Annotated in this window: 20 protein-coding genes; 12 read left to right on the top strand and 8 right to left on the bottom strand. The window is 65.1% G+C overall.

What is annotated here, in order from left to right; all coding sequences use genetic code 11:
• Nucleotides 1–88: 88 nt before the first annotated feature.
• Nucleotides 89–2,530: an ATP-dependent helicase HrpB gene (hrpB, locus tag C5E41_RS27470; RefSeq protein ID WP_104378642.1), complete on the bottom strand. Its 2,442-nt coding sequence runs from the start codon at nucleotides 2,528–2,530 to the stop codon at nucleotides 89–91.
• Nucleotides 2,527–3,207 carry an AMP-binding protein gene (locus C5E41_RS27465; protein WP_104378641.1) on the bottom strand — a complete coding sequence of 227 codons (681 nt, stop codon included), beginning with the start codon at nucleotides 3,205–3,207 and terminating at the stop codon, nucleotides 2,527–2,529. The genes hrpB and C5E41_RS27465 overlap by 4 nt, the downstream gene beginning before the upstream one ends.
• On the opposite strand from C5E41_RS27465, the gene C5E41_RS27460 reads away from it, so the two are divergent.
• Nucleotides 3,113–4,018, top strand: coding sequence for a dienelactone hydrolase family protein (locus C5E41_RS27460; RefSeq protein WP_308706074.1), 906 nt, complete (start codon nucleotides 3,113–3,115; stop codon nucleotides 4,016–4,018). The two genes, C5E41_RS27465 and C5E41_RS27460, sit on opposite strands and share 95 nt — an antisense overlap.
• Nucleotides 4,019–4,140: 122 nt before the next feature.
• On the opposite strand, the gene C5E41_RS27455 is transcribed toward C5E41_RS27460, so the two are convergent.
• Both C5E41_RS27455 and C5E41_RS27450 read right to left on the bottom strand, forming a co-directional pair.
• Nucleotides 4,141–4,554: a VOC family protein gene (locus tag C5E41_RS27455; protein ID WP_104378679.1), complete on the bottom strand. Its 414-nt coding sequence runs from the start codon at nucleotides 4,552–4,554 to the stop codon at nucleotides 4,141–4,143.
• An 80-nt stretch (nucleotides 4,555–4,634) separates the two neighbouring features.
• On the bottom strand, nucleotides 4,635–5,639 hold the full coding sequence (locus C5E41_RS27450) for a serine/threonine-protein kinase (RefSeq protein ID WP_104378639.1): 1,005 nt from the start codon (nucleotides 5,637–5,639) through the stop codon (nucleotides 4,635–4,637).
• Between the two features lie 198 nt (nucleotides 5,640–5,837).
• Here C5E41_RS27450 and C5E41_RS27445 point away from each other — a divergent pair, with 198 nt between their 5' ends.
• The 4 genes from C5E41_RS27445 (at nucleotide 5,838) to C5E41_RS27425 (ending at nucleotide 9,516) form a co-directional block, all read left to right on the top strand.
• Nucleotides 5,838–6,032: a hypothetical protein gene (locus C5E41_RS27445; protein WP_219823268.1), complete on the top strand. Its 195-nt coding sequence runs from the start codon at nucleotides 5,838–5,840 to the stop codon at nucleotides 6,030–6,032.
• A 786-nt stretch (nucleotides 6,033–6,818) separates the two neighbouring features.
• Nucleotides 6,819–8,285: an aldehyde dehydrogenase family protein gene (locus C5E41_RS27435; RefSeq protein WP_104378638.1), complete on the top strand. Its 1,467-nt coding sequence runs from the start codon at nucleotides 6,819–6,821 to the stop codon at nucleotides 8,283–8,285.
• The gene (locus tag C5E41_RS27430) at nucleotides 8,285–8,842 is read left to right on the top strand and encodes a nuclear transport factor 2 family protein (protein ID WP_104378637.1); all 558 of its coding nucleotides are present in this window, start codon (nucleotides 8,285–8,287) and stop codon (nucleotides 8,840–8,842) included. The genes C5E41_RS27435 and C5E41_RS27430 overlap by 1 nt, the downstream gene beginning before the upstream one ends.
• Before the next feature lie 41 nt (nucleotides 8,843–8,883).
• Nucleotides 8,884–9,516 carry a response regulator transcription factor gene (locus C5E41_RS27425; protein WP_104378636.1) on the top strand — a complete coding sequence of 211 codons (633 nt, stop codon included), beginning with the start codon at nucleotides 8,884–8,886 and terminating at the stop codon, nucleotides 9,514–9,516.
• A 10-nt stretch (nucleotides 9,517–9,526) separates the two neighbouring features.
• On the opposite strand, the gene C5E41_RS27420 is transcribed toward C5E41_RS27425, so the two are convergent.
• From C5E41_RS27420 to C5E41_RS27405, 4 genes are all read right to left on the bottom strand, one after another.
• Nucleotides 9,527–10,771 (bottom strand): amidase family protein, encoded by a 1,245-nt coding sequence (locus tag C5E41_RS27420; protein ID WP_104378677.1) that lies wholly within the window; start codon nucleotides 10,769–10,771, stop codon nucleotides 9,527–9,529.
• Between the two features lie 14 nt (nucleotides 10,772–10,785).
• On the bottom strand, nucleotides 10,786–11,064 hold the full coding sequence (locus C5E41_RS27415) for a hypothetical protein (protein ID WP_258081296.1): 279 nt from the start codon (nucleotides 11,062–11,064) through the stop codon (nucleotides 10,786–10,788).
• Nucleotides 11,065–11,092: 28 nt separating this feature from the next.
• Nucleotides 11,093–11,605, bottom strand: a complete 513-nt coding sequence (locus tag C5E41_RS27410) for a flavin reductase (RefSeq protein ID WP_104378635.1) — start codon at nucleotides 11,603–11,605, stop codon at nucleotides 11,093–11,095.
• A gap of 167 nt (nucleotides 11,606–11,772) precedes the next feature.
• Nucleotides 11,773–13,398, bottom strand: coding sequence for a PAS domain-containing sensor histidine kinase (locus C5E41_RS27405; protein WP_258081295.1), 1,626 nt, complete (start codon nucleotides 13,396–13,398; stop codon nucleotides 11,773–11,775).
• Here C5E41_RS27405 and C5E41_RS27400 point away from each other — a divergent pair.
• From C5E41_RS27400 to C5E41_RS33490, 7 genes are all read left to right on the top strand, one after another.
• Entirely contained in the window at nucleotides 13,364–14,536 is a 1,173-nt protein-coding gene (locus C5E41_RS27400; RefSeq protein ID WP_104378633.1) for an acyl-CoA dehydrogenase, read from the top strand. The two genes, C5E41_RS27405 and C5E41_RS27400, sit on opposite strands and share 35 nt — an antisense overlap.
• 36 nt (nucleotides 14,537–14,572) lie before the next feature.
• Nucleotides 14,573–14,953: a hypothetical protein gene (locus C5E41_RS27395; RefSeq protein WP_104378632.1), complete on the top strand. Its 381-nt coding sequence runs from the start codon at nucleotides 14,573–14,575 to the stop codon at nucleotides 14,951–14,953.
• A 20-nt stretch (nucleotides 14,954–14,973) separates the two neighbouring features.
• Nucleotides 14,974–16,251: an aromatic ring-hydroxylating oxygenase subunit alpha gene (locus tag C5E41_RS27390; RefSeq protein ID WP_104378631.1), complete on the top strand. Its 1,278-nt coding sequence runs from the start codon at nucleotides 14,974–14,976 to the stop codon at nucleotides 16,249–16,251.
• Nucleotides 16,244–16,765, top strand: a complete 522-nt coding sequence (locus C5E41_RS27385; protein ID WP_104378630.1) for an aromatic-ring-hydroxylating dioxygenase subunit beta — start codon at nucleotides 16,244–16,246, stop codon at nucleotides 16,763–16,765. Before C5E41_RS27390 ends, C5E41_RS27385 begins: the two co-directional genes overlap by 8 nt.
• On the top strand, nucleotides 16,762–17,538 hold the full coding sequence (locus C5E41_RS27380) for an SDR family NAD(P)-dependent oxidoreductase (protein WP_104378629.1): 777 nt from the start codon (nucleotides 16,762–16,764) through the stop codon (nucleotides 17,536–17,538). Before C5E41_RS27385 ends, C5E41_RS27380 begins: the two co-directional genes overlap by 4 nt.
• A gap of 14 nt (nucleotides 17,539–17,552) precedes the next feature.
• A complete protein-coding gene (locus C5E41_RS27375; protein WP_104378628.1) occupies nucleotides 17,553–18,509 on the top strand; it encodes a PDR/VanB family oxidoreductase in 957 nt (318 codons plus the stop codon).
• A gap of 147 nt (nucleotides 18,510–18,656) precedes the next feature.
• Nucleotides 18,657–19,037 (top strand): hypothetical protein, encoded by a 381-nt coding sequence (locus tag C5E41_RS33490; protein WP_146097707.1) that lies wholly within the window; start codon nucleotides 18,657–18,659, stop codon nucleotides 19,035–19,037.
• Nucleotides 19,038–19,148: the final 111 nt, after the last annotated feature.

Below are 19,148 nucleotides of genomic sequence, written 5' to 3'. Positions count from 1 at the left end.
CCGGTCAGTGCGCGGCCGAAACGACGTCCACGAAGGCTTCGACGGCCCGCCTGCAGTTCGTATCCGGCGCCGAGAACGCGGGTCCGGCCTAGCCACGCCCGGCGTTGCGGGCGGTGCCTCGGTGGGCGGGCACGGTGGTGGGGTCTTCGGGCCAGGCGTGTTTGGGATAGCGGCCGCGCAGGTCCGCGCGGACGCGAGGCCAGCCGGTGCGCCAGAACGAGGCGAGATCCGCGGTGACCGCGACCGGGCGCTGAGCGGGTGAGAGCAGATGCAGCACGATCGGGACGCGGCCGTCGGCGAGGCGCGGTGCGTCGGTCCAGCCGAAGATCTCCTGCACCTTGATCGCGAGCACCGGTGGGTCGGCGGAATAGTCGATGCGGGCGCGGCTGCCGGAGGGAACCTGCACGCGTTCCGGTGCCAGTTCGTCGATGCGCGCCGCGTCCGGCCAGGGCAGCACTCTGCGCAAGGCTTGTGCGGTGTCGATGCGTTCGAGATCGGCGCGGCGGCGTGCGGCGGCGAGTTCGGGGCCGAGCCAGGTGTCGGCGGCGGCGAGCAGCGCCTCGTCGTCGACCGCCGGCCACGGGTCGCCGAGAGTGCGGTGCAGGAAGTCGAGTCGCCGACGAAGGGCGGTCGCCTCGGCGGGCCAGGACAGCAGGCCCAGCCCCGACGAGGTCAGCCCGTGGCGCACGGCGGCGCCGAGCAAGCTCGGGTCGGGATCGCGAATGGGCTTCTCCGACAGGGTGATCGCACCCAGTCGTTCGACCCGCCGCCCCACCACATCGCCGTCGACCCACTCGACCTGGTCGGTGATCGTCAGCAGATCCGAGGCTGCGCGGCGGGCCAGGTGCTCATCCGCGAGCGCGGCCAGCCGGATGTAGCCCTCGGCACGACCGGGGTCGCGGGTGGCGACGCCGACCGCCAGCCATTCCGGATCGCCGGTTCCCGAGCCGGGCGGCAGCGTGACCGCCGTACCGCCGGCCATGAGATAGCTCGCCGATCCGGGGGCGCGTCGGCGCGCCAACCGTTCCGGATATGCCAGCGCCACAACGTAAGCGGGATCGTCCGCCCCGACCGGCCCGGCGACCGTTCGGGCCAGTCGCTCGACCTCACGTCGCCAGCGCACCGGCTGCTCACGCCGGAGCCGACGCAGGTCGGCGGTGAGATCGACACCCGATATCAGGGTGTCGTCGTCGAGGACTGCGACGACTTCCGCGGCTGTTCGTGCTCCCACGGCGGCCGCTCCGTCGAGTAACGCGCGCGCCAGTCTCGGGTGCAGCCCGATGCGAGCCATGCGCCGCCCGCGGTCGGTCACCGCACCGTCGGAGTCCACGGCTCCCAAGGCGTGCAGCACATTCCGGCCGGCGGTCAGCCCACCGGCGGGCGGCGGATCCCACCAGGTGAGGCTGTGTCCGTCCGCCGTGCCCCAGCAGGCCAATTCCAGGGCCAGCCGGGTGAGGTCGGCGGCGCGGATCTCCGGGTCGGGATAAGCGGGCAGGGTGGCGTGCTCATGCTCCGGCCAGCATCGCCACACCCGGCCCGGCGCCTCGCGCCCGGCCCGCCCGGCGCGCTGGTCGGCGACGGCCGCCGAGACACGGACCGTGGCGAGGCCGGACAGCCCGCGCGCCCGATCGATGCGTGGCACACGGGCAAGGCCCGAATCGACCACGGCACGGACGCCCGGCACTGTCAGGCTCGACTCCGCCACCGCCGTGGCGAGCACCACGCGCCGCCGAGGCCCGGGGCGCAAGGCCGTGTCCTGGCTCGTCGCGGACAATCTGCCGTGCAGCGCAACGATATCCACGCCATCGCGTTCGTCCAGAAGAGCGGCGACTCTTCTGATTTCGGCCGCACCGGGAAGGAACACCAGGACGTCGCCCTCGGTTTCGGCCAGTGCGGTCCGGGTGGCGCGTGCGACCTGTGCGTCGATTCGCTCCCGGGGCAAGGGTGGGACGTAGGTAGTGACGACGGGAAAGGCCTGTGCCTCGACCCGCACCACCGGCGCCGCGTCGTCCGCGCCGAGCAGCGTGGAAAGGCGTTCGGCCGCAACGGTCGCCGATGTGGCGAGTACTCGCAGATTCGGCCGCAATCCGGCCCGGGCGTCCAGCAGCAGCGCCAACAGTAGATCCGCGTCCAGATGGCGCTCGTGACATTCGTCGAGCACGACCACGTCGACACCCGCCAGCTCCGGATCGTCCTGCAGGCGGCGCACCAGCAAGCCGGAGGTCACGACCTCGATGCGGGTCCGCCGACCGACTCGTCGATCCCCGCGGACCGAGTAGCCGACGGTTTCGCCCACCTGCTCGCCCAGCAGCGCGGCCATCCGCGCCGCCGCGGCCCGTGCCGCCAGCCGCCGCGGCTCGGCTACGAGCACCCGGCCGGAGCTGTTCGCCGCCAGCGCCAACGGCACCAACGTCGTTTTCCCGGTGCCCGGCGGCGCGACCAGGACCGCCGTCCCCCGGTCGGCCAACGTCGCGACGAGATGATCGAGAACTGCCCGGACGGGCAGATCGGGAAGTTCGAGGGCGATCACCGCAGCCCCAGCATGCGCATCGCGGTGTCGCGTGCGACCCCGCGGTCGGTCTTGCCGCCCGGGCCGAGGCGGAGCCGGTCCACCGCCACGACATATTCGGGCGTGTATTCCTTGGTCACCCCGCGCGATGCGAGCCGGCTCGACAGACCGGGCGCGTCCAGTCCCAGCAGGGCGGGCAGGAAATGCGCCGACCACAGGCCGAATCCGTACGGCGCCGGGACCACCGAGCAGACGACACCCTCGGCGTCGAGTTCCCGGACCAGCGCCTGCCAGGTTCTGCCTCGGATCTCGGGCGCGGTGACCAGCGTCGACGCGGCGGTCCGGCGCATCACGTGCGCGATCTCGCGCACGCCGGATCGCACCCCGACGGCCGCCGCGACGCGTCCCGCGCGGTAGCACCCGCACAGCGCCGCGTGGACTGCCGCGGTATCCGGGAGGAGCAGCGCGACGCGCGAACGTGGTCCGCCGGGAGTAGCGCGCAACGCTGCACAGATCGCGTCCGCCGACCGGTCGTATTCACTCCAACTGGTGGACCCACCGGTGGTGACGAATGCGGCCTGGTGCGCAATCCGCTGCGCCCAGATGCGAACGATGTCGCTGATCGCGTGGTCCGGGTACGACTCCGGAGTGGTCGCGAAACTTCCCGGGACGAGCGACTCCGCAGCGCGGTTCGTCATGATCACCTCACTCACCTACCGCCCCCGATGCCGCATCCTCAACCGTAGCCACCGCGCCCGGCGTGCTGCGCGGCGGTCAGAAGATCGCGACCGGGCGACCGGGCCTCCCGGTGGCACCGGCGAACGGTTCCGGCATCGCCCATCGCCGACAGCAGGAAGTCGTGGCGGCCGTCCTCAGCCCACCGCGGTGGACGTTTCAGCGGTATCGAGAAGGGTGTCGCACGGGGTGCTCCCGGGCGGACCGATATTCCGCCTACCGCGATCTGCCGTTCCCGGGCGTCGACGACTCGACGTCGGCGCGGCGCGGAGACCCGAGATCTTTCAGCAGGTCTTCCCGATGATCCGCGACCTCACACCGGAGCTCTGGCGCTCCGATGCCGGCGCCTACCTCAACCGGCTCGCGGCTTCGCCGAAGGTCACCGCGGGCAAGGCCGGCGTCACCGGCTATTGCATGGGCGCCCGCCTGGCGGTACTGACCGCCGGCATGTTCCCCGACCGGATCGCGGCGGTGGCCGGATTCCACGGCGGACCGCTCGTCACCGACACCGCCGACAGTCCGCACCGCAGCGTCGGAAACATCACGGGCGAACTGTATTTCGCCCACGCCGGCGAGGACGACCACATGACACCCGAACACATCAGCGTCTTCGACACGGCGCTCGCCGACGCCGGCGTCCGCCACCGCACCGAGGTCCACGAAGGAGCCCACCACGGGTTCACCCAGGCCGACACCTCCGCCTACGACGCCGAGGCCGCCGAACGTCACTACCGCGAGCTGTTGGCTCTGTTCGACCGCAACGTGCGCCGGTAGACCGAGAGCATGGACCCGTGACTGGGCGTCACACCGGACCGATGGAAGCCGGGCGTCCGGACGCGGGCATCGGCTGCTCGAGCGCGTTCGTCTCGAGCTGCGGCTGTCCCTTCACGTGACGGCTACTTGGGCGCGACCAGCTCCAGGGCGATATTGTCCGGATCTCGGAACTCCAGTATGTAACTGACACCGATGTCCTTGATGTCCTCGTGCGCCACGCCGCAAGCGTCCAGATGCGCTGCGGCGGCTTCCAATTCGGCGAGCGACGCAACAGTGAAAGCGAGATGGTCGAGACCGACCCGGTTCTCGTCGAACCGGTCGGCACCGACAGGCCGCAGCCCGATCAAACCTTGTTCCATCCGGTAGATCACCCCGCCATAGAGGAAACCGAGACGCTCACGCGTCTCCTCATCCGCATCGGCCGGAACCTCCAGCGCCACCGGCCAGCCGAAAACCTTTTCGTAGAAGGCCCGCGACCGGCCGATATCGCACACAGTGAGACGGACGTGAGCAATAGATCCCGCAGCAATCGCCATACCGATCATGCTCGCACACCGTTCCCTGCTCGCAGGTTCCTGGCGAACCGCTACCGGCCGGGAACATCGGCCCATCGCCCTCAGATATCGGGATACTCCGCGTAGAGGTCGCCGCCGAACAGCTTCCAGTAGAAGGCGTTCAGCTTCGCGGCGGCGGGTGCGTGCCGGGTCAAGATCGCGGCGATCACCGGTGGCACGTCATCCGGTATGCGCCCAGCGGCGCACTGGAGCACGTACTCGTTACGGGCGACCGGACCGCCGCCGGACGGTGTCGGTACACCGCAGACATCGGTCACCAGCCAGTTGACCAGTCGCATCGCGGCGTAGCCGGCGTCGTGCGCGACGTGCTTTTTCGTGAAGTCGTGCTCGGCTGCCGACAGGTCGAATCGCGGCGATGTGGCCAGCCCGAAGTCGCTGAGATAGATCCGTTCGCTATCGGTGCGAATGTTGCCGAAGTGCCCGTCCATGTGCAGCAACTCCCGATCCCGCAGAAACGTCACGATCTCTGAAAGCTGCCGCTCGAGTGTCACGGCCCTGCCAGCCGGGTTCTCCCGCAGCCAATCCGCCAACGGATGAGGGATGTACTCGCAGAACAGTACAAGACTGCACTCAGCGGCGGCCAGCGCCTCGAGACGAGCCCGCACGGCTCGGCTGCCACCCTGGGCAGTGACCACGGCGTCGACGTCGGCGTGTTCGGCTGTGACCGGTGGCCGGCCGGGCAGCACCCGCCAGTGGTAGAGGATCGGGAAGGATTGCGTCTCACCCGCCAGAACGGCATCCGTGACGATGATGTTCGCCGCCAGTTCGCGCCAGGCGTTGAAGCTCGGGCCGCCGATACCGTACTGGCAGAAGATCGGCAGGTCGAAAAGATTCGCCGTGGAGCCAGAGTTGGCGACCTCCCGGTCGGTCAGTGGGATCCGCTTGATGAACACCGGCACGCCGTCGACGTCGACAAGCGCCGCGCCACCCCCCACACCCACGCTTATGGTGCGACCAGTGCCTACCAACTCGGCGAGCTCGACATCGCTGCGGGATGCCAGGCAGGCCGAGATTCCTTGGTGGCGGGCAGTTCTGGCAGCTGTCATCGCACGATTGTGGCACCGACCAGGGGTTCCAGTAGTAATCGCCGAAATCCAACGATGTTCGGCATATGCCCTGATCGGGGCTTGGTCATTGTCAGTCGGCGTCCGTGCTTACCCTCCGCGGCGCCTTCGACGACCTACCTCAGGCTCGCAACCTTCGGTATGCCAAACCCGCGGGTCGCCCGCCGATACCGGAACCTCTTGCTGGACAACGGGTTTGTCAATGTAGCCGTCGAGGTCCATACGATCGTGTGGACAGACGACGCGTGCTTGCCGCTGCTCGCCGACATCGGCGGAGAAGGCGACTGGCTCGACGCGCAAGCTGTCAGGGCACGCAACGACCGGCTGTTCGTCGCCCTCCCGATCTTCCTCGCCTCCGGGACCCGCGCGGAATGAGTACCAGCCCACCGTCGACGTGGACGACGACTACCCGATCGGTGCAGGGTTACCGGGCGAGTTCGACGCTCGGTGGCGGTGCGCTCGAACAGTGAGTGACCGGTCCCCTCGTAATGCTCGGCGCGGTGTTCCTCGAAATCGGCGGGCAGATCCTCGGCGGGGTTGCGCCACTTCTCGGCACCGACCACCCAGATCTCCTTGCACCGCAACTGATCCCGCAGCGCCTGGAACGTATACACCTCTGTTTTCCGTGCTTGTCGGTGGAATAGATCAGCTCCCGCCAGTCCGAGCTCACCCCGCGATGAGCGGGGAGCGCCTCCTCGATCGGGTAGTAGCGCAGGGCACCCGAGGATATCGGCGAACACGTCAACGGGCAGCCCGACCGCCCGCACCGCCTCCAGCTCCGCTACCTCCGACAGCATCGTGTTCAACGTCCGGCCCGAGGCTCTGCGACCCCGAAGGGTGATCCGGATTCCCCATTGCATGCACAAACAATCACCATCCAGCGCACCGGACGCTGTTTGCTCTATCGGTCGCCCCGGCGGACGTCCGATGATTCGTACAGCCCCGGTCGATTCGGACCGGGTCGATGCAATTCGAAAATATCCGCCTGACAAGTTCGCGGCGGCGAGTGGAGGATTCGCGCTGGCGTGGCGTTACAGACGTCTCCGTACCCGAGAGCACAAGCCCGCGCCTCGCGGGTGCCGGTCCGGAGCCGCTACCGACTGCTCTCGACCACCCTCCCCAGCCCCACACCACGAACGAACCAATCAAAAGGAGTCCTTGATGGTCGTGGACATCCCATCACTCACCACCAGCCTTTTCTTGGGCGGTGAGTGGTCGGCCGGCGGCGCCGGCGCGTTCACCACGCTCAACCCGGCCACCGGCGAGGCGCTGGCCGAGATCGCCGCAGCGGACGAGGCCGACGTCGACCGGGCGGTTGCCATCGCCGGCGAGACACTGACCGGTGCGTGGGCCGCGGTGCCTCCGTCGCAAAAGGGTCTGCTGCTGAACCGGCTGGCCGACTTGGTCGAACGTGACGCCCAGACCCTGGCGACCCTGGAGTCCCTGGACATGGGTGCCCCGCTGACTTCGGTCACCGCGATGTTCATCCCCAATCTCGTCGCCTCCCTGCGGTACTACGCCGGCTGGGCCGACAAGATCAACGGCGAGCTGATCACCAACGACGGATACATGGGGGCTCCGACACACTGCTACTCCCGCAGAGAACCTGTCGGTGTCATCGCGGCGATCGTGCCGTGGAACGCACCGCTGATGATTCTCGGCTGGAAGCTCGCCCCCGCGCTCGCAACTGGCAATACGGTGATCGTGAAGCCCGCTGAGGACGCGTCATTGTCGATCCTGCACCTCGCCACGTTGATCGATGAAGCAGGGTTCCCCGCCGGCACGGTACAGGTGTTGCCGGGCCAGGGTTCGGTCGTCGGCGAAGCGCTCGCACTACACGCTGGTGTGCAAAAGGTGAGCTTCACCGGTTCCACCGAGATCGGCAGGCGGATTCTGCGTAATTCCGCGGTGAACTTCAAACGCACGACGCTCGAACTCGGCGGCAAATCACCGCAGATCATTTTCGACGATGCAGACCTCGAATCCGCGGTTCGCGGCGCTGCGATGGGCATCTTCTCGAATCAGGGTGAGGTCTGTGCCGCTGGCACACGTATCCTCGTACACCGCAAGGTTTTCGACGCAGTCCTCGACGGCCTCGCCCAGGCTGCCAAAGCCCAGGTCGTGGGAAACCCCTTCGACCAGGCCACCACCATGGGGCCCCTGGTCAACGCGAACCAGCGCGAGCGGGTGCTCGGCTACATCGAGAAGGGCCACGCCGAAGGGGCCACCCTCGTAGCCGGCGGATCTGCCCCCGAGGACGCGGGCTTCTTCGTTGCCCCAACAGTTTTCGCTGGGAACAACGACCTCACCATCGCGCGTGAGGAGATCTTCGGGCCGGTCGGCACCGTCATCGCGTTCGACAATGACGACGACGCGATCGCACTCGCCAACGACAACGACTATGGCTTGGCGGCCACCGTGTGGACCACCGACCTCTCTCGCGCACACACCGTCTCAGCGCGCCTGCAGGTCGGCGCTATCGGAGTGAACGGTTGGTCACCGCTCGCACCTCAGCTGCCGTGGGGCGGCCAGAAGGCGAGCGGAATCGGCCGCGAACTCGGCACCGAGGCTGTCCTGGCCAACACCGAAACCAAAACCGTCACCATCGTTCTCGGCGGAAATAACTGATGACCGACGATATCGCCACGGCCGACCTGCTCCGTCGCATCGAGGTGCTGGAGGCCGAGGCCGATATCCGGCGGCTGCAATCCCGCTACATGTTCTTGTGTGACACACCGTGTCCCGAATTCGGTGTGCGCGACGACGCGCACCGCATCGACTTGATCATGGAACTCTATGCCGAGGATGCCGTGTGGGAGGGTGTTGGCGAATATTACGACGGCCAGTTCGGGCGCGCTGAGGGAACCACGGCGATTCGGGCTCACTTCGAGGGGTTCTGGGGCCGCAAGCAGGATCCAGCTTTGGTCCTGAACGCCCATTACCTCACCTCGGAGCAGATTCATGTTGATGGCGACAGTGCGACCGGACAGTGGATCCATATGCAGCCCTGGCTGTTTTCCGACGGCACGTCGGTCCTGCGCTCGAGTCGGCTCAACAATGCCTTTCGCAAGATCAGCGGTACGTGGAAAATCACCCGTACGCGCACCGAGAACGTTTTCATCGCACCTTTGCCGCTAGGTTGGACTAGCACTCACCCATCCGCCTCGCTACTGATGCGGCCCTGACCGCGCTCACTGTTGGGCAAACATTGCAGAAGGCTGGATTGATGAGTTCGCCGGAGGTCCTCGACACTGATCCCGTCGTCCATATCGTCGATGACGACGAGGACCTCCGGAATTCGCTGGTATTCCTCTTCGAAAGTGTCGGCATCCAGGCGCTGACCTACGCCGACGCGACCTCGTTCCTCGCGGAGTTCGATCCCGATGAACCGGCTGTGGTCATCGTTGACGTTCGCATGCCGGGAATCGGCGGATTCCAGCTGCAGCAGAAGCTGATGGAGCTCGACTACGTCGCACCGCTGATCTTCTGCTCCGCCCACGGGGATATTCCGATGTCGGTGCGGGCCCTGCACCAAGGCGCGGTCGATTTCCTCGAGAAGCCCTATGAGCCACAACGAATGCTCGAAGTCGTGCAACAGCAACTGATCGCCGCGCGGCGGCGCTTCGCCGAGCACGCCTTCCGCCGCTCGGTACTGCGTCGCGTGTCGACCCTCACCCAGCGCGAACTCGAGGTGCTGAGACTCGTTATCGATGGCGAGGCCAGCCAAGTGATCTCGCGGAAACTGGGCACCAGCGTCAAGACGGTCGACGTGCACCGTGCACGCATCAAGGCCAAAACCGAGTCGGACAGTTTGGGCTCGCTGGTGCACGACATCCTCGTCTGCCGGCTAGAAATCTAGAAATCACACCTCAGCCACGTAATGCGGCTTCGACCCAGCAACCGGCTGCCAGCAGGGCTTCCTCCGCGCCAGCGGGCCCGATCAGTTGCAGACCGAGCGGCAGCCCCGAATCTGCGCGCAATGCGGGAACCGTCACCGTCGGTAATCCGAGCGCTTGCCACGCCCGACTGAGGATCGGGTCACCTGTGGCCGCCAATCCAGCCGGCGCGGCTCCAGGCGCCGCCGGACCCAAGATCGCGTCATACCGGTCGAACAAGGCCGCCACGGTCTCACGACCAGCTGCCACGGTCTGCAGGGCTCTGTCATAGGCGTCCACACTGGTTGCGGCACCGGTCAGTAACAGGGTTGCCAACGGCTCGCTCAGCTGACCAGCCGCGGCCAATTCCACAGCTCGCTCACGCGCGGCCTCGTACGCCATCACCACTGGATGCGCTGCGGTGAGCTCTGAAACCAATCGCTCCGGTAAGAAATCGGCGGTTTCGGCCCCGGCCTCGGTCAGCCGGTTTCGAGCGGTTTGCAGCGCATCACGCATCTCGGGTGCAACCACATCGAGTGATGCCGCATTCCACACCAGCAATCGCGGCGCCCGTTGCGCGGAAAGCGCCGGATCGGGCTGGTCAGTCAAGGCCGACCATGCCAGTGCCAGGTCGGAGACCGTAGCGGCGAACACGCCGTGGCTGTCCAAGCTCGGGCTCAGCCCGGTCACCCCGTCCACCGGGAGCCGGCCACGGCTCATCACCAGCGCTGCGACGCCGCAGAAGGATGCCGGACGGGTCACCGATCCGGCGGTCTGCGACCCGATGGCGAGCGGCACTTGGCCAGAGGCGACGGCAGCGGCCGAGCCGCTCGACGATCCCCCCGGGGTGTGCCCCAATCGTGCGGGATTCTGCGTCGGACCGGGTGCGAAAAACGCGAACTCCGTCGTCACGGTCTTGCCGATCGGCACCGCGCCGGCGTGACGCCAAGCGCTGACAATCGCCGCGTCCGCGGACGCAGGTGCGGCATCGGCGCGTAGCGCGGAGCCGCACCGCGTCGCAAGTCCCGCGACGTCGATTATGTCCTTGACGCCCAGCGGCACTCCCCTGAGCAGACCGGCGGCGGAATCGAATTCCGGTTCCGGTTCCATCGAAACCCACGCCCGCAGTTCGTGCTCGGTATCGGCGGTTCGGGCGCGCGCCCGCTGCCATGCCGCAATCGGCGTGGTTATCCCGGAAGTCAACTCACCGACCAACTCGCGCAACGACCACGGCCGCATCCGATCGTCCGCAGTCACGCGTCCGCCCACGCGGCGTCGGCGACCCAGTAATCCATGCCGCTCGGACCCACCGAATGCCGCCACTCCGATACGCGGCGCAGCGAGGGCTCCACAACCGCGGTCACCGCGTCCGCTGCGTTCGGGCCGTCTTGCGGCACTTGCCAATGCACCCAGTCCAATTCGCGACCTTCGAGATCGTGCACAAAGAGATCGACATGGCGCCAGCCATAACCATGGGTGTCGTTGTAACAGGTCAGCGTCATCCTGCGACCGCTGTCGCCCGCATCTTTCATTGTGAGCAGTCCTCCTCGATCGATGCGGTCAGGCCGACAGGCTCGACACGGCCACACTGTGGAAACGACGCTGAAAGTAGATCAGGGCCTCGCTGTCTTGTCTTGTGGTCACCTTGTCGACCTCGACGAACAGCACCGAATGCGAGCCCAATGTCTTACCCGCGACAATCCGGCCGACGATGGATGCGAGGGCGTCGCGCAGAACCGGCACATCGTCGGTTTCGTGGTCCCACACACCGTGTTCGAACCGCTCATCGGTCGGCACATTCGTCGCTCCGGCAAAGTGCATCGCGAGCTCTTGCTGATGTGCACCCAGCACGTTGACGCACAACCGTCCGTTCGCGAGCAGGATGTCATGGGATCTGCTCGACTTGTTGACACACACGAGCATCGTCGGCGGCTCGTCGGTCACCGAGCACGCAGCGCTCACCGTCATACCGGCGCGACCGTGGGAACCATCGGTCGTCACGACGCTCACCGCAGCCGACAGGTTCGCCATCGCAGAACGGTACTCGCGCTGAGTCCGGGTCAACTCGGACATGATTCCTCCTATGTCGGATATGGGCTGCGCCCTCGATCCGACATTAAGGCCCGACGCCACTGCCGAGATATCGAGAATTTCACCGCTGGCACTGAGGATTTCCCCTACACGGCTTGGCGGAGCAATAGTCCACAGAAGAATCGTCCACAGAAGAATGCGCCACGCTATCAGTGGGAGAGCGGAAGTGTGAAACCGAACCTCGAGCCGTCCTTCTCGAGACGCTCGGCCCAGATGGTGCCGTGCTGTCGAGTGATTATCCGATAGCTCAGCGCCAGACCGATTCCGCTGCCACCCGTCTTAGAGGTGAACGACTCCTCGAATGGATCATGCGGTATCCCCCTGCCCTGATCGTCGACCGTGACCACACCCGCCTGCTGACCCACACTCGTGCTTATTGTGATCGCACGTGGGCGATCCGCCCAGGCTGCCATTTCATCGATCGCGTTGAAGCACAGGTTGAGCACCACCTGCCCGGTAAGCACACGCTCGCACCGAACCATCACCGGGTGCGGATGGAATCGCACATTGACGTCCACACCGAGCGGCGCGGCCCGCAACCGCACGAAGTAGAGGCATTCTTCGACGATCGCATTCAGGTCGACAACCTGTTGGATGTGCTCGAGGTGCCCGACGAAGGCGCGCACCGCGTTGACAATGGCACTTGCTCGTTCGATCTGCCGTTCCACGCTGTCGATTCCGTACAGCAGATCGGCGGACTCGGGCGCCCGCGCCCGGACACCGGCCAGGAAATTACCGGCGGCAGCCAAGGGTTGGCCGAGCTCATGTGCGATCGCCATGGCCATGTCGCCCATCGCGTTGTACCGCGCCAGGTAATTCTCACGATGCAGCTCTCGTTCTCGACGAACCTCTTCCTGAATCCGGTCCGAGACATCGTGCAAGATCATCAACATCGCTTCGCCATCGGGATCCTTCAGCCGTTCCAGACTGCCCTCCAGCCAGATCGGATCCCGATCAGCACGCGGTATCTCCAATTGCACGGCCGCTACCGGGGCTGCTCGGCAAGCGATTTCACGCCATTCGACTGCCTGGCCATCCGAGCGCAGTCGCCCGCACCGGGTGACATGTCCGAGAGGTTCATCCAGATCCGCGCCGATCAGCGCGACTGCGGTATCGGTCGCGAACCGAACATTTCCGGCCGCATCCAGCATCAGGGCGACGGTGGAAGTATGGTGAGCCAGCGCATCCACGTACGACGTTGTCAATCGAAGATCACGTTCCACCTGCTGCTCGTGTTCGATATCCCGGAACTGGACCATGACCGCGGGCCCCTGTGCCAACTCGACCCGAATCGCCAGGGCGTCGGTGGGAATTACCCGTCCGGACCGTGTGCGGTAGTGCCACTCGATGCGACTGACACCGTTGTCTACCGCCTCTTGCAACCACGCTCGACCGATCACCCGGTCGTACTGCTGCGCGGAACTGCTCATGTCGTTCGCTTTGAGCGGACGCAACTCGCTCACACTCCACTCGAGCATTTCACAGGCAGCGGGATTCGCCCAGAGGATGTTCTTGGTCTCAGCATCGTGAATGAGCACGCAGAGCCGAGTGGCGGCCATGATGGCCACGAAGTCATCCGCAACTAGCTCGGGGGCCTGAGAGTCGGTCATTCCGCCAGCGTAGGTCCAGCATGCCTGTCGCGCGCTAAGGAAATCCCCTACGTGCGCATAGACAATACCGATTTCGGACTTCCGCAGTCGCTCGTAGGGTCCTGAATAACAGGCCGAGCGAGGAGTAGCGATGACAAAAACCCAGGAGGTCCAGCCCGAATCCACAACGGGTACGACCTCACTCGAAAGGCCGACTTTCGAGGGCCTTTTGACCGAACTCGCCGAGCGTCGTGCAGAGTTCCGCGAACAGCGTTATGTATCAAAGGATTTCATCACCGGGCTGAAACAAGTCGGACTGTATCGCGCGGCGACGCCGGCGATGTTCGGCGGACAGCCGATGCCGCCCGCCGAATTCCTGGATCGCATCGAACGGATCTCCGCTGTCGACGGCTCGACCGGCTGGGTGGCCAGCTTCGGTTCATCGCTGATCTATCTCGCCGCGCTGCCGCTCGAGACACAGGCCGAGCTCTACGCGGATGGCCCCGACGTGGTCTTCGCCGGCGGTCTTTTCCCGGTTCAACCGGCGCCGCGAACCGAGAACGGCTACTTGGTCAACGGACGGTGGCAGTTCGCGAGCGGTTGCATGGGCGCGGATATTCTCGGGGTCGGTATCCCCGATGGTGACTCCAACTCCGGCAAGCAGCGCACCGCCTTGTTGCGGCCGCACCAGGTCGAGATCGTGCAGAACTGGAACGTAGTCGGTATGCGCGGTACCGGTTCTTTCGATCTGGCTGTCGACAATGTGGAGGTACCCGCGTCCTGGACCTTCGTCCGGGGCGGCCAACCCACCGTTGACGAGCCGTTGTACCGCTACCCCACTATCGCCTACGCCGCGCAGGTTCTTGCGGTTGTCGGCGCCGGAGTGGCACGGGCCGCACTGGATTACGCCACTCGGGTCGGAGCCGGGTACGCCGGCATCACCGGAGCTCCGAAGCTGGCCGATCGCCCCTACTACCGAACCGGAATCGCGTCCGCGGAGGCGGCATTGCGTTCGGCCAGGGCGTGGTTCTACGAGCTCAGTCACGAAGTCTGGGAGACCGTCGTGGCTGGCGACCCCGCCACCGACGAACAAAACGCTCTGTTGCGACTCAGTTCCGCCAACCTCGCGAAAACCGCCTCCGATGTCGTTGCGAGGGTGCTCGAGATTTCCGGCACCGCGCCGATTTACACCGACCATCCGTTGCAGTTGCTGCTCGGCGATGCTCTTGTCCCGAAACAGCACGCCTTCCTCGGGCCAGCAATGTTCGACGCCGCCGGCGCTGTCCTGATGGGACTCCCGCCCACCACGCCTGGTTTCCGGTGAGCAGAAATTGATTACCCGCACAACAAGGAGACCAGCATGACCGCAGAGCCGCTTCGGGTGCTCTTTTGCATCGGCATCAATCAGAATTTCTTCGACCTGCCTGCCGACAACATCACCACCGGTGACGTCTGGAAAGCGTTTGTCACGCTGTTGGACGAGCTCAAAGCCTTTCCTGGCGTGCAATACATCGGCGATATCGACGATGACGCACACATGGTCGGCCCGTCGTACGGGTGGCCGTGGAGCTGCTACATCCTCGCCGACGTCGATACCAGGGACACGGTCGTCGCAGCGTGCAACCTGCTCCGCACCACGCCCGTCGCGGGCGGCGATGTGCGGCTGTGGCGCTTCGCCAAGATCGAAGCCCGCATCGGACGGGCACTGACCGTCCGAGACGACGTCTCACTTCCCGACTGATCCCGAACGGAGCACGTCAGATGAGCACAAATACTACCGGCCCCGCCGCAGCCGACTTCGCCCTCGCCGACCGCGTCGCAGCCCGGCTCTACACCGATCCGGGGATCTTCGAACAGGAGATCACAAAGATTTTCGAATCCACCTGGGTTTGGGTTGCGCATGAGTCCGAGCTGCCGGTACCGGGGACCTTCAAGTCCACTTACGTAGGCCGGCAACCGGTCATTGTCACTCGCGATCGCAAAGGCGCTATTCGGACCTTGCTGAACCGATGCCGTCACCGCGGTGCCAGCATCTGTGAGCAGCCGAAGGGGCGTGCGAACGGATTCACCTGTCCTTATCACGCTTGGTCGTATGGACTCGATGGCGCCCTGCGCGGTATCCCGTACCCGGATGGATACGACGAGGAGATCGACAAGCGTGAACTGTCACTGCAGAAACTGCGTACCGAATCCTATGGCGGCATGATTTTCGCAACCTTCAACGAAGGTGTCGAACCGCTGGTCGACTTTCTCGGCGACGCGGCCATGTGGATCGATCGGTTCATGCAGCAGGGAGCCGGGTATCCGATCAAGGTCCTCGGCAAGCACCAATTCAAATTCAACGGTAACTGGAAGATCCAGTTGGAGAACACAACCGACGGATACCATTTTCCGATCGTGCATCGGTCGTGGATGGCGTCGGTCGACTCCGAGACCGCGGACATGATGTCATTCATGACCGATCCGGCAGCGATCACTCACGATCTCGGCAACGGGCACAGCGTGATGCAGATGGTTCCCGAACACGCCGACCTGAGTGTGGACGATGGTACCGAGCCCCTGCAAGACCGATTCAGCGGCTTGGTCACCGAATTGTCGAAGACTTTCGACGACTCGCAGGTGCGCAGGCTGGTCCGGGCGATGCACGGCACTGGCTTCAATCTCAACCTGTTCCCGAACATCTCGATGTCTGGTTCCTTCTTCCGAGTGTTGCGGCCGATCGCGGTCGACGAGACCTGGATCGAACATATCGCCCTCGGCCCGGACGGACCCCCTGAGCTGGATGTCGTCAACCGGGAGCGCCTGCGCATCCACGAACACTTCCAGGGCCCCTTCGGCTTCGGCACACCCGATGACGCCGAGGGCTGGGACCGCGTGCAGCGCGGTGCGCACGGCGCCCCCGACATGCCCATCATGGTGAATCGGGGCCTCAACCGTGAGAAGCCGAACGCCGAGGGGTGGCCCACCTCTCATGTCACCGACGAAACCGGTATGCGCGCGGCGTACCACCAGTGGAAGCGAATGATGAGCGATGACTGAGCCACTCACTACTCTCAGCACGATCTCCACGGGCGATCCCCGTGTCGCCCGGGCGATCGAACTCGTCTGGCGCGAAGCCGAACTGCTCGACCGAAAGAAATACGTCGAGTGGAATGAGCTGTTCACCGACAACGGGATCTACGTAATTCCCATCGATCGCGATACCGAGGACTTCGCCGCCAGCCTCAACATCGTCTATGACGACGCCCGCATGCGGCGCATGCGCGTCACTCGGATGACCGAGGGCTACGCCATCGCGGCCGTCGACGCGGCTCGAACGGTGCGCACGGTTTCCAGGTTCGTCCCGGAGTCGGTGTCCGACGACGAAGTGGTGCTCCGATCGGCGCAGATCCTGACCGCCTATAAGCGCAACCGGCACGATATCTGGGCCGCGGATCTGCTGCACCGGATCCAGTTGTCCACCCACAGCACGACCGATGACAGGATCGCGCTCAAGGTCGTGCGGATGATCGACAGCGAAGAGCCGGTGCCAGCCGCAGGGTTTCTGCTATGACTACCGAAGATTCTCCCGCCGAGACCCAGGCCCGCAGCGAAGGCGTGGCAGTCGTCACCGGAGCCGCACATGGACTGGGTACGGCGATCGCGAAGCGGCTGCATCGCGACGGGCACACCGTTGTCATCGCTGACATCGATGAAGCCGACGCGAACGCCGTCGCGCGTGAACTCGATCCTTCCGCCCACACGGCGCGCGGGTACGGAGTCGACGTCACCGATCATGCTCGAGTCGCCGACCTGCTCGACTATGCGGTAACCCTTGGCCCGGTCCGCGTACTGGTCAACAACGCGGCCCGTACCCAGGCACGCCCGCTGCTGGACATAACTCCGGACGAACTGGCCGATGTCATGTCGGTCAACTTCCACGGCGTGTTCTACACATGTCAGGTTTTCGGCGCGTATATGAGCGGGGAAGGCTACGGCCGCATCATCAACATGGCATCGCTGGCCGGCCAGAGCGGCGGCACCGCCACCGGTGGACACTACGCCTCATCAAAAGGCGCAATCTTGTCCGCAACCAAAGTATTCGCCCGCGAGCTGGCAAGCAGCGGTGTAACGGTCAACGCCGTTTCACCGGGGCCGCTCGAGACGCCGAATGTCCGATCGCTGATCGGCGCGGGCAATCTCGACTCGTTCACCAAGAACATCCCTGTCGGGCGATTGGGTGATCCCGCCTTCATCGCCGACATGGTGGCCCTGATCGCGTCACGAAATGCAGCCTCCGTCACCGGTGCCTGCTGGGACGCCAACGGCGGCCTGTATCTGCGCTGACGGAGGTGCGAGCAATGACGAATATCCTGGTCCGCGTCACAGAAGTCTCGATGGAGACGGCAGCGATCCGCTCGCTGCGGCTCGCCCGTGACGACGGCGAACCACTGGGCCCATACCAAGCGGGAGCGCACATCGACGTCACTGGTCCCACCGGGATTCAGCGCCAGTACTCGCTGTGTAGCCCACCCGATGACCCATCGTCACTGCTCATCGCGGTCAAGCGCGAATCGGAGTCGCGCGGAGGATCGGAGGCGATGCACACCGTCTCGGTCGGGGACCACCTCGAGATCGGTGCTCCACGCAATCTCCTCACATTGGCCGATGATGCCGATCGGACACTCCTCGTCGCGGGCGGTATCGGCGTGACACCCCTGCTCAGCATGGCTTACGAACTCGATCGCCGCGGCGCGGACTTCGAACTGCACTACTTCGCCCGCTCCCGCGACGAAGCGGCGTTCGCCGAGCTGCTCGAATCCGGTGTGAAATTCCACGATCGGGTGCGGTGGCACCTCGGCGTGCACCGGGACAAGCAGGCACTTGTCCTTTCCGAAGCCGCGGCCGAACTGACCGCTGACAGCCACGTTTACACCTGCGGGCCGCGGGGATTCATGGACAACGTGACCGCGGTGTTCGAGCCCCGGGTCGGCGCCGAGCACGTCCACGTCGAACACTTCGCGGCCGCCCAGATCGACGCTACCGAGAACACATCGTTCACAGTTGAACTCGATACCGGAGAGACATTCGAGATCCCGGCCGACCGCTCGATCCTTTCGGTGCTGACCGAAAACGGCGTGGAAGTCTTCAAGTCCTGCGAGGAAGGCATCTGCGGTTCGTGCGTGTCAGGCGTACTCGACGGGACACCTGATCACCGCGACAACTGCTTATCCGCATCCGACAAAGCCGCGGGCGACCAGATGGCGCTGTGCGTATCCCGAGCGCTGAGCAGCAAACTCGTGATCTCGCTCTATTAATGCCTCCGCCGATGGTGATCGCGGGTTCGGTGCTGCTGGAGGCGCTGTCGTGATTGGTATGCCAGAGATGTTCGTCCGGCTGGCGAGTCCGAAGGAGGGCAGAAGCTACGGGATTACTTGCCTACGTTGCCCGAGGAGGCGATGTACATGACCGCCGAAGAACAGTTCCCAGCCGAAGATGATGTGCACCTGCGGGTCTGGCTGGCCGACATGGTCTTCGACTATGTGGCCACGGCGGCGACACGCAATCTGATCCACGATTGGGGACGAAGGCATTGGTGCACAATCGAATTGATTTCCGACACCATCGAGAACTGCCCGCTGTGGCCGCGCCTGCCTGCGAACGCCTATTCCTCGGACCGTAACCCAGCATGCCCAGCTCGATCAGCCGGCCCGGTCACAGCGCCGCTCGAAGTAGTCGTAGAGCAATTGCGAGCCACCGCAATAGAATCCGGATCGGCGAGCACGTCGAGTCGACCGAACTCATCGCCCGAGGAACACCGGCACCCCCGTGTCGGCAGCACGTGAAAAATGACCACCGCGCGGCAACTCAAAACGGACCACCTGGTCGGTGACCCTGGCTGTATCCGAGCCAGGGAGGACCGAAGGGATGCTTGCTGTGGAGGATTGGGCTGAGAT

Origin of the sequence: Nocardia nova, assembly GCF_002933465.1 — a bacterium.
Lineage (GTDB): Bacteria > Actinomycetota > Actinomycetes > Mycobacteriales > Mycobacteriaceae > Nocardia > Nocardia nova_B.
Note: the sequence above shows the minus strand (reverse complement) of the source record. Positions and strands in the feature narration are given on the sequence as shown.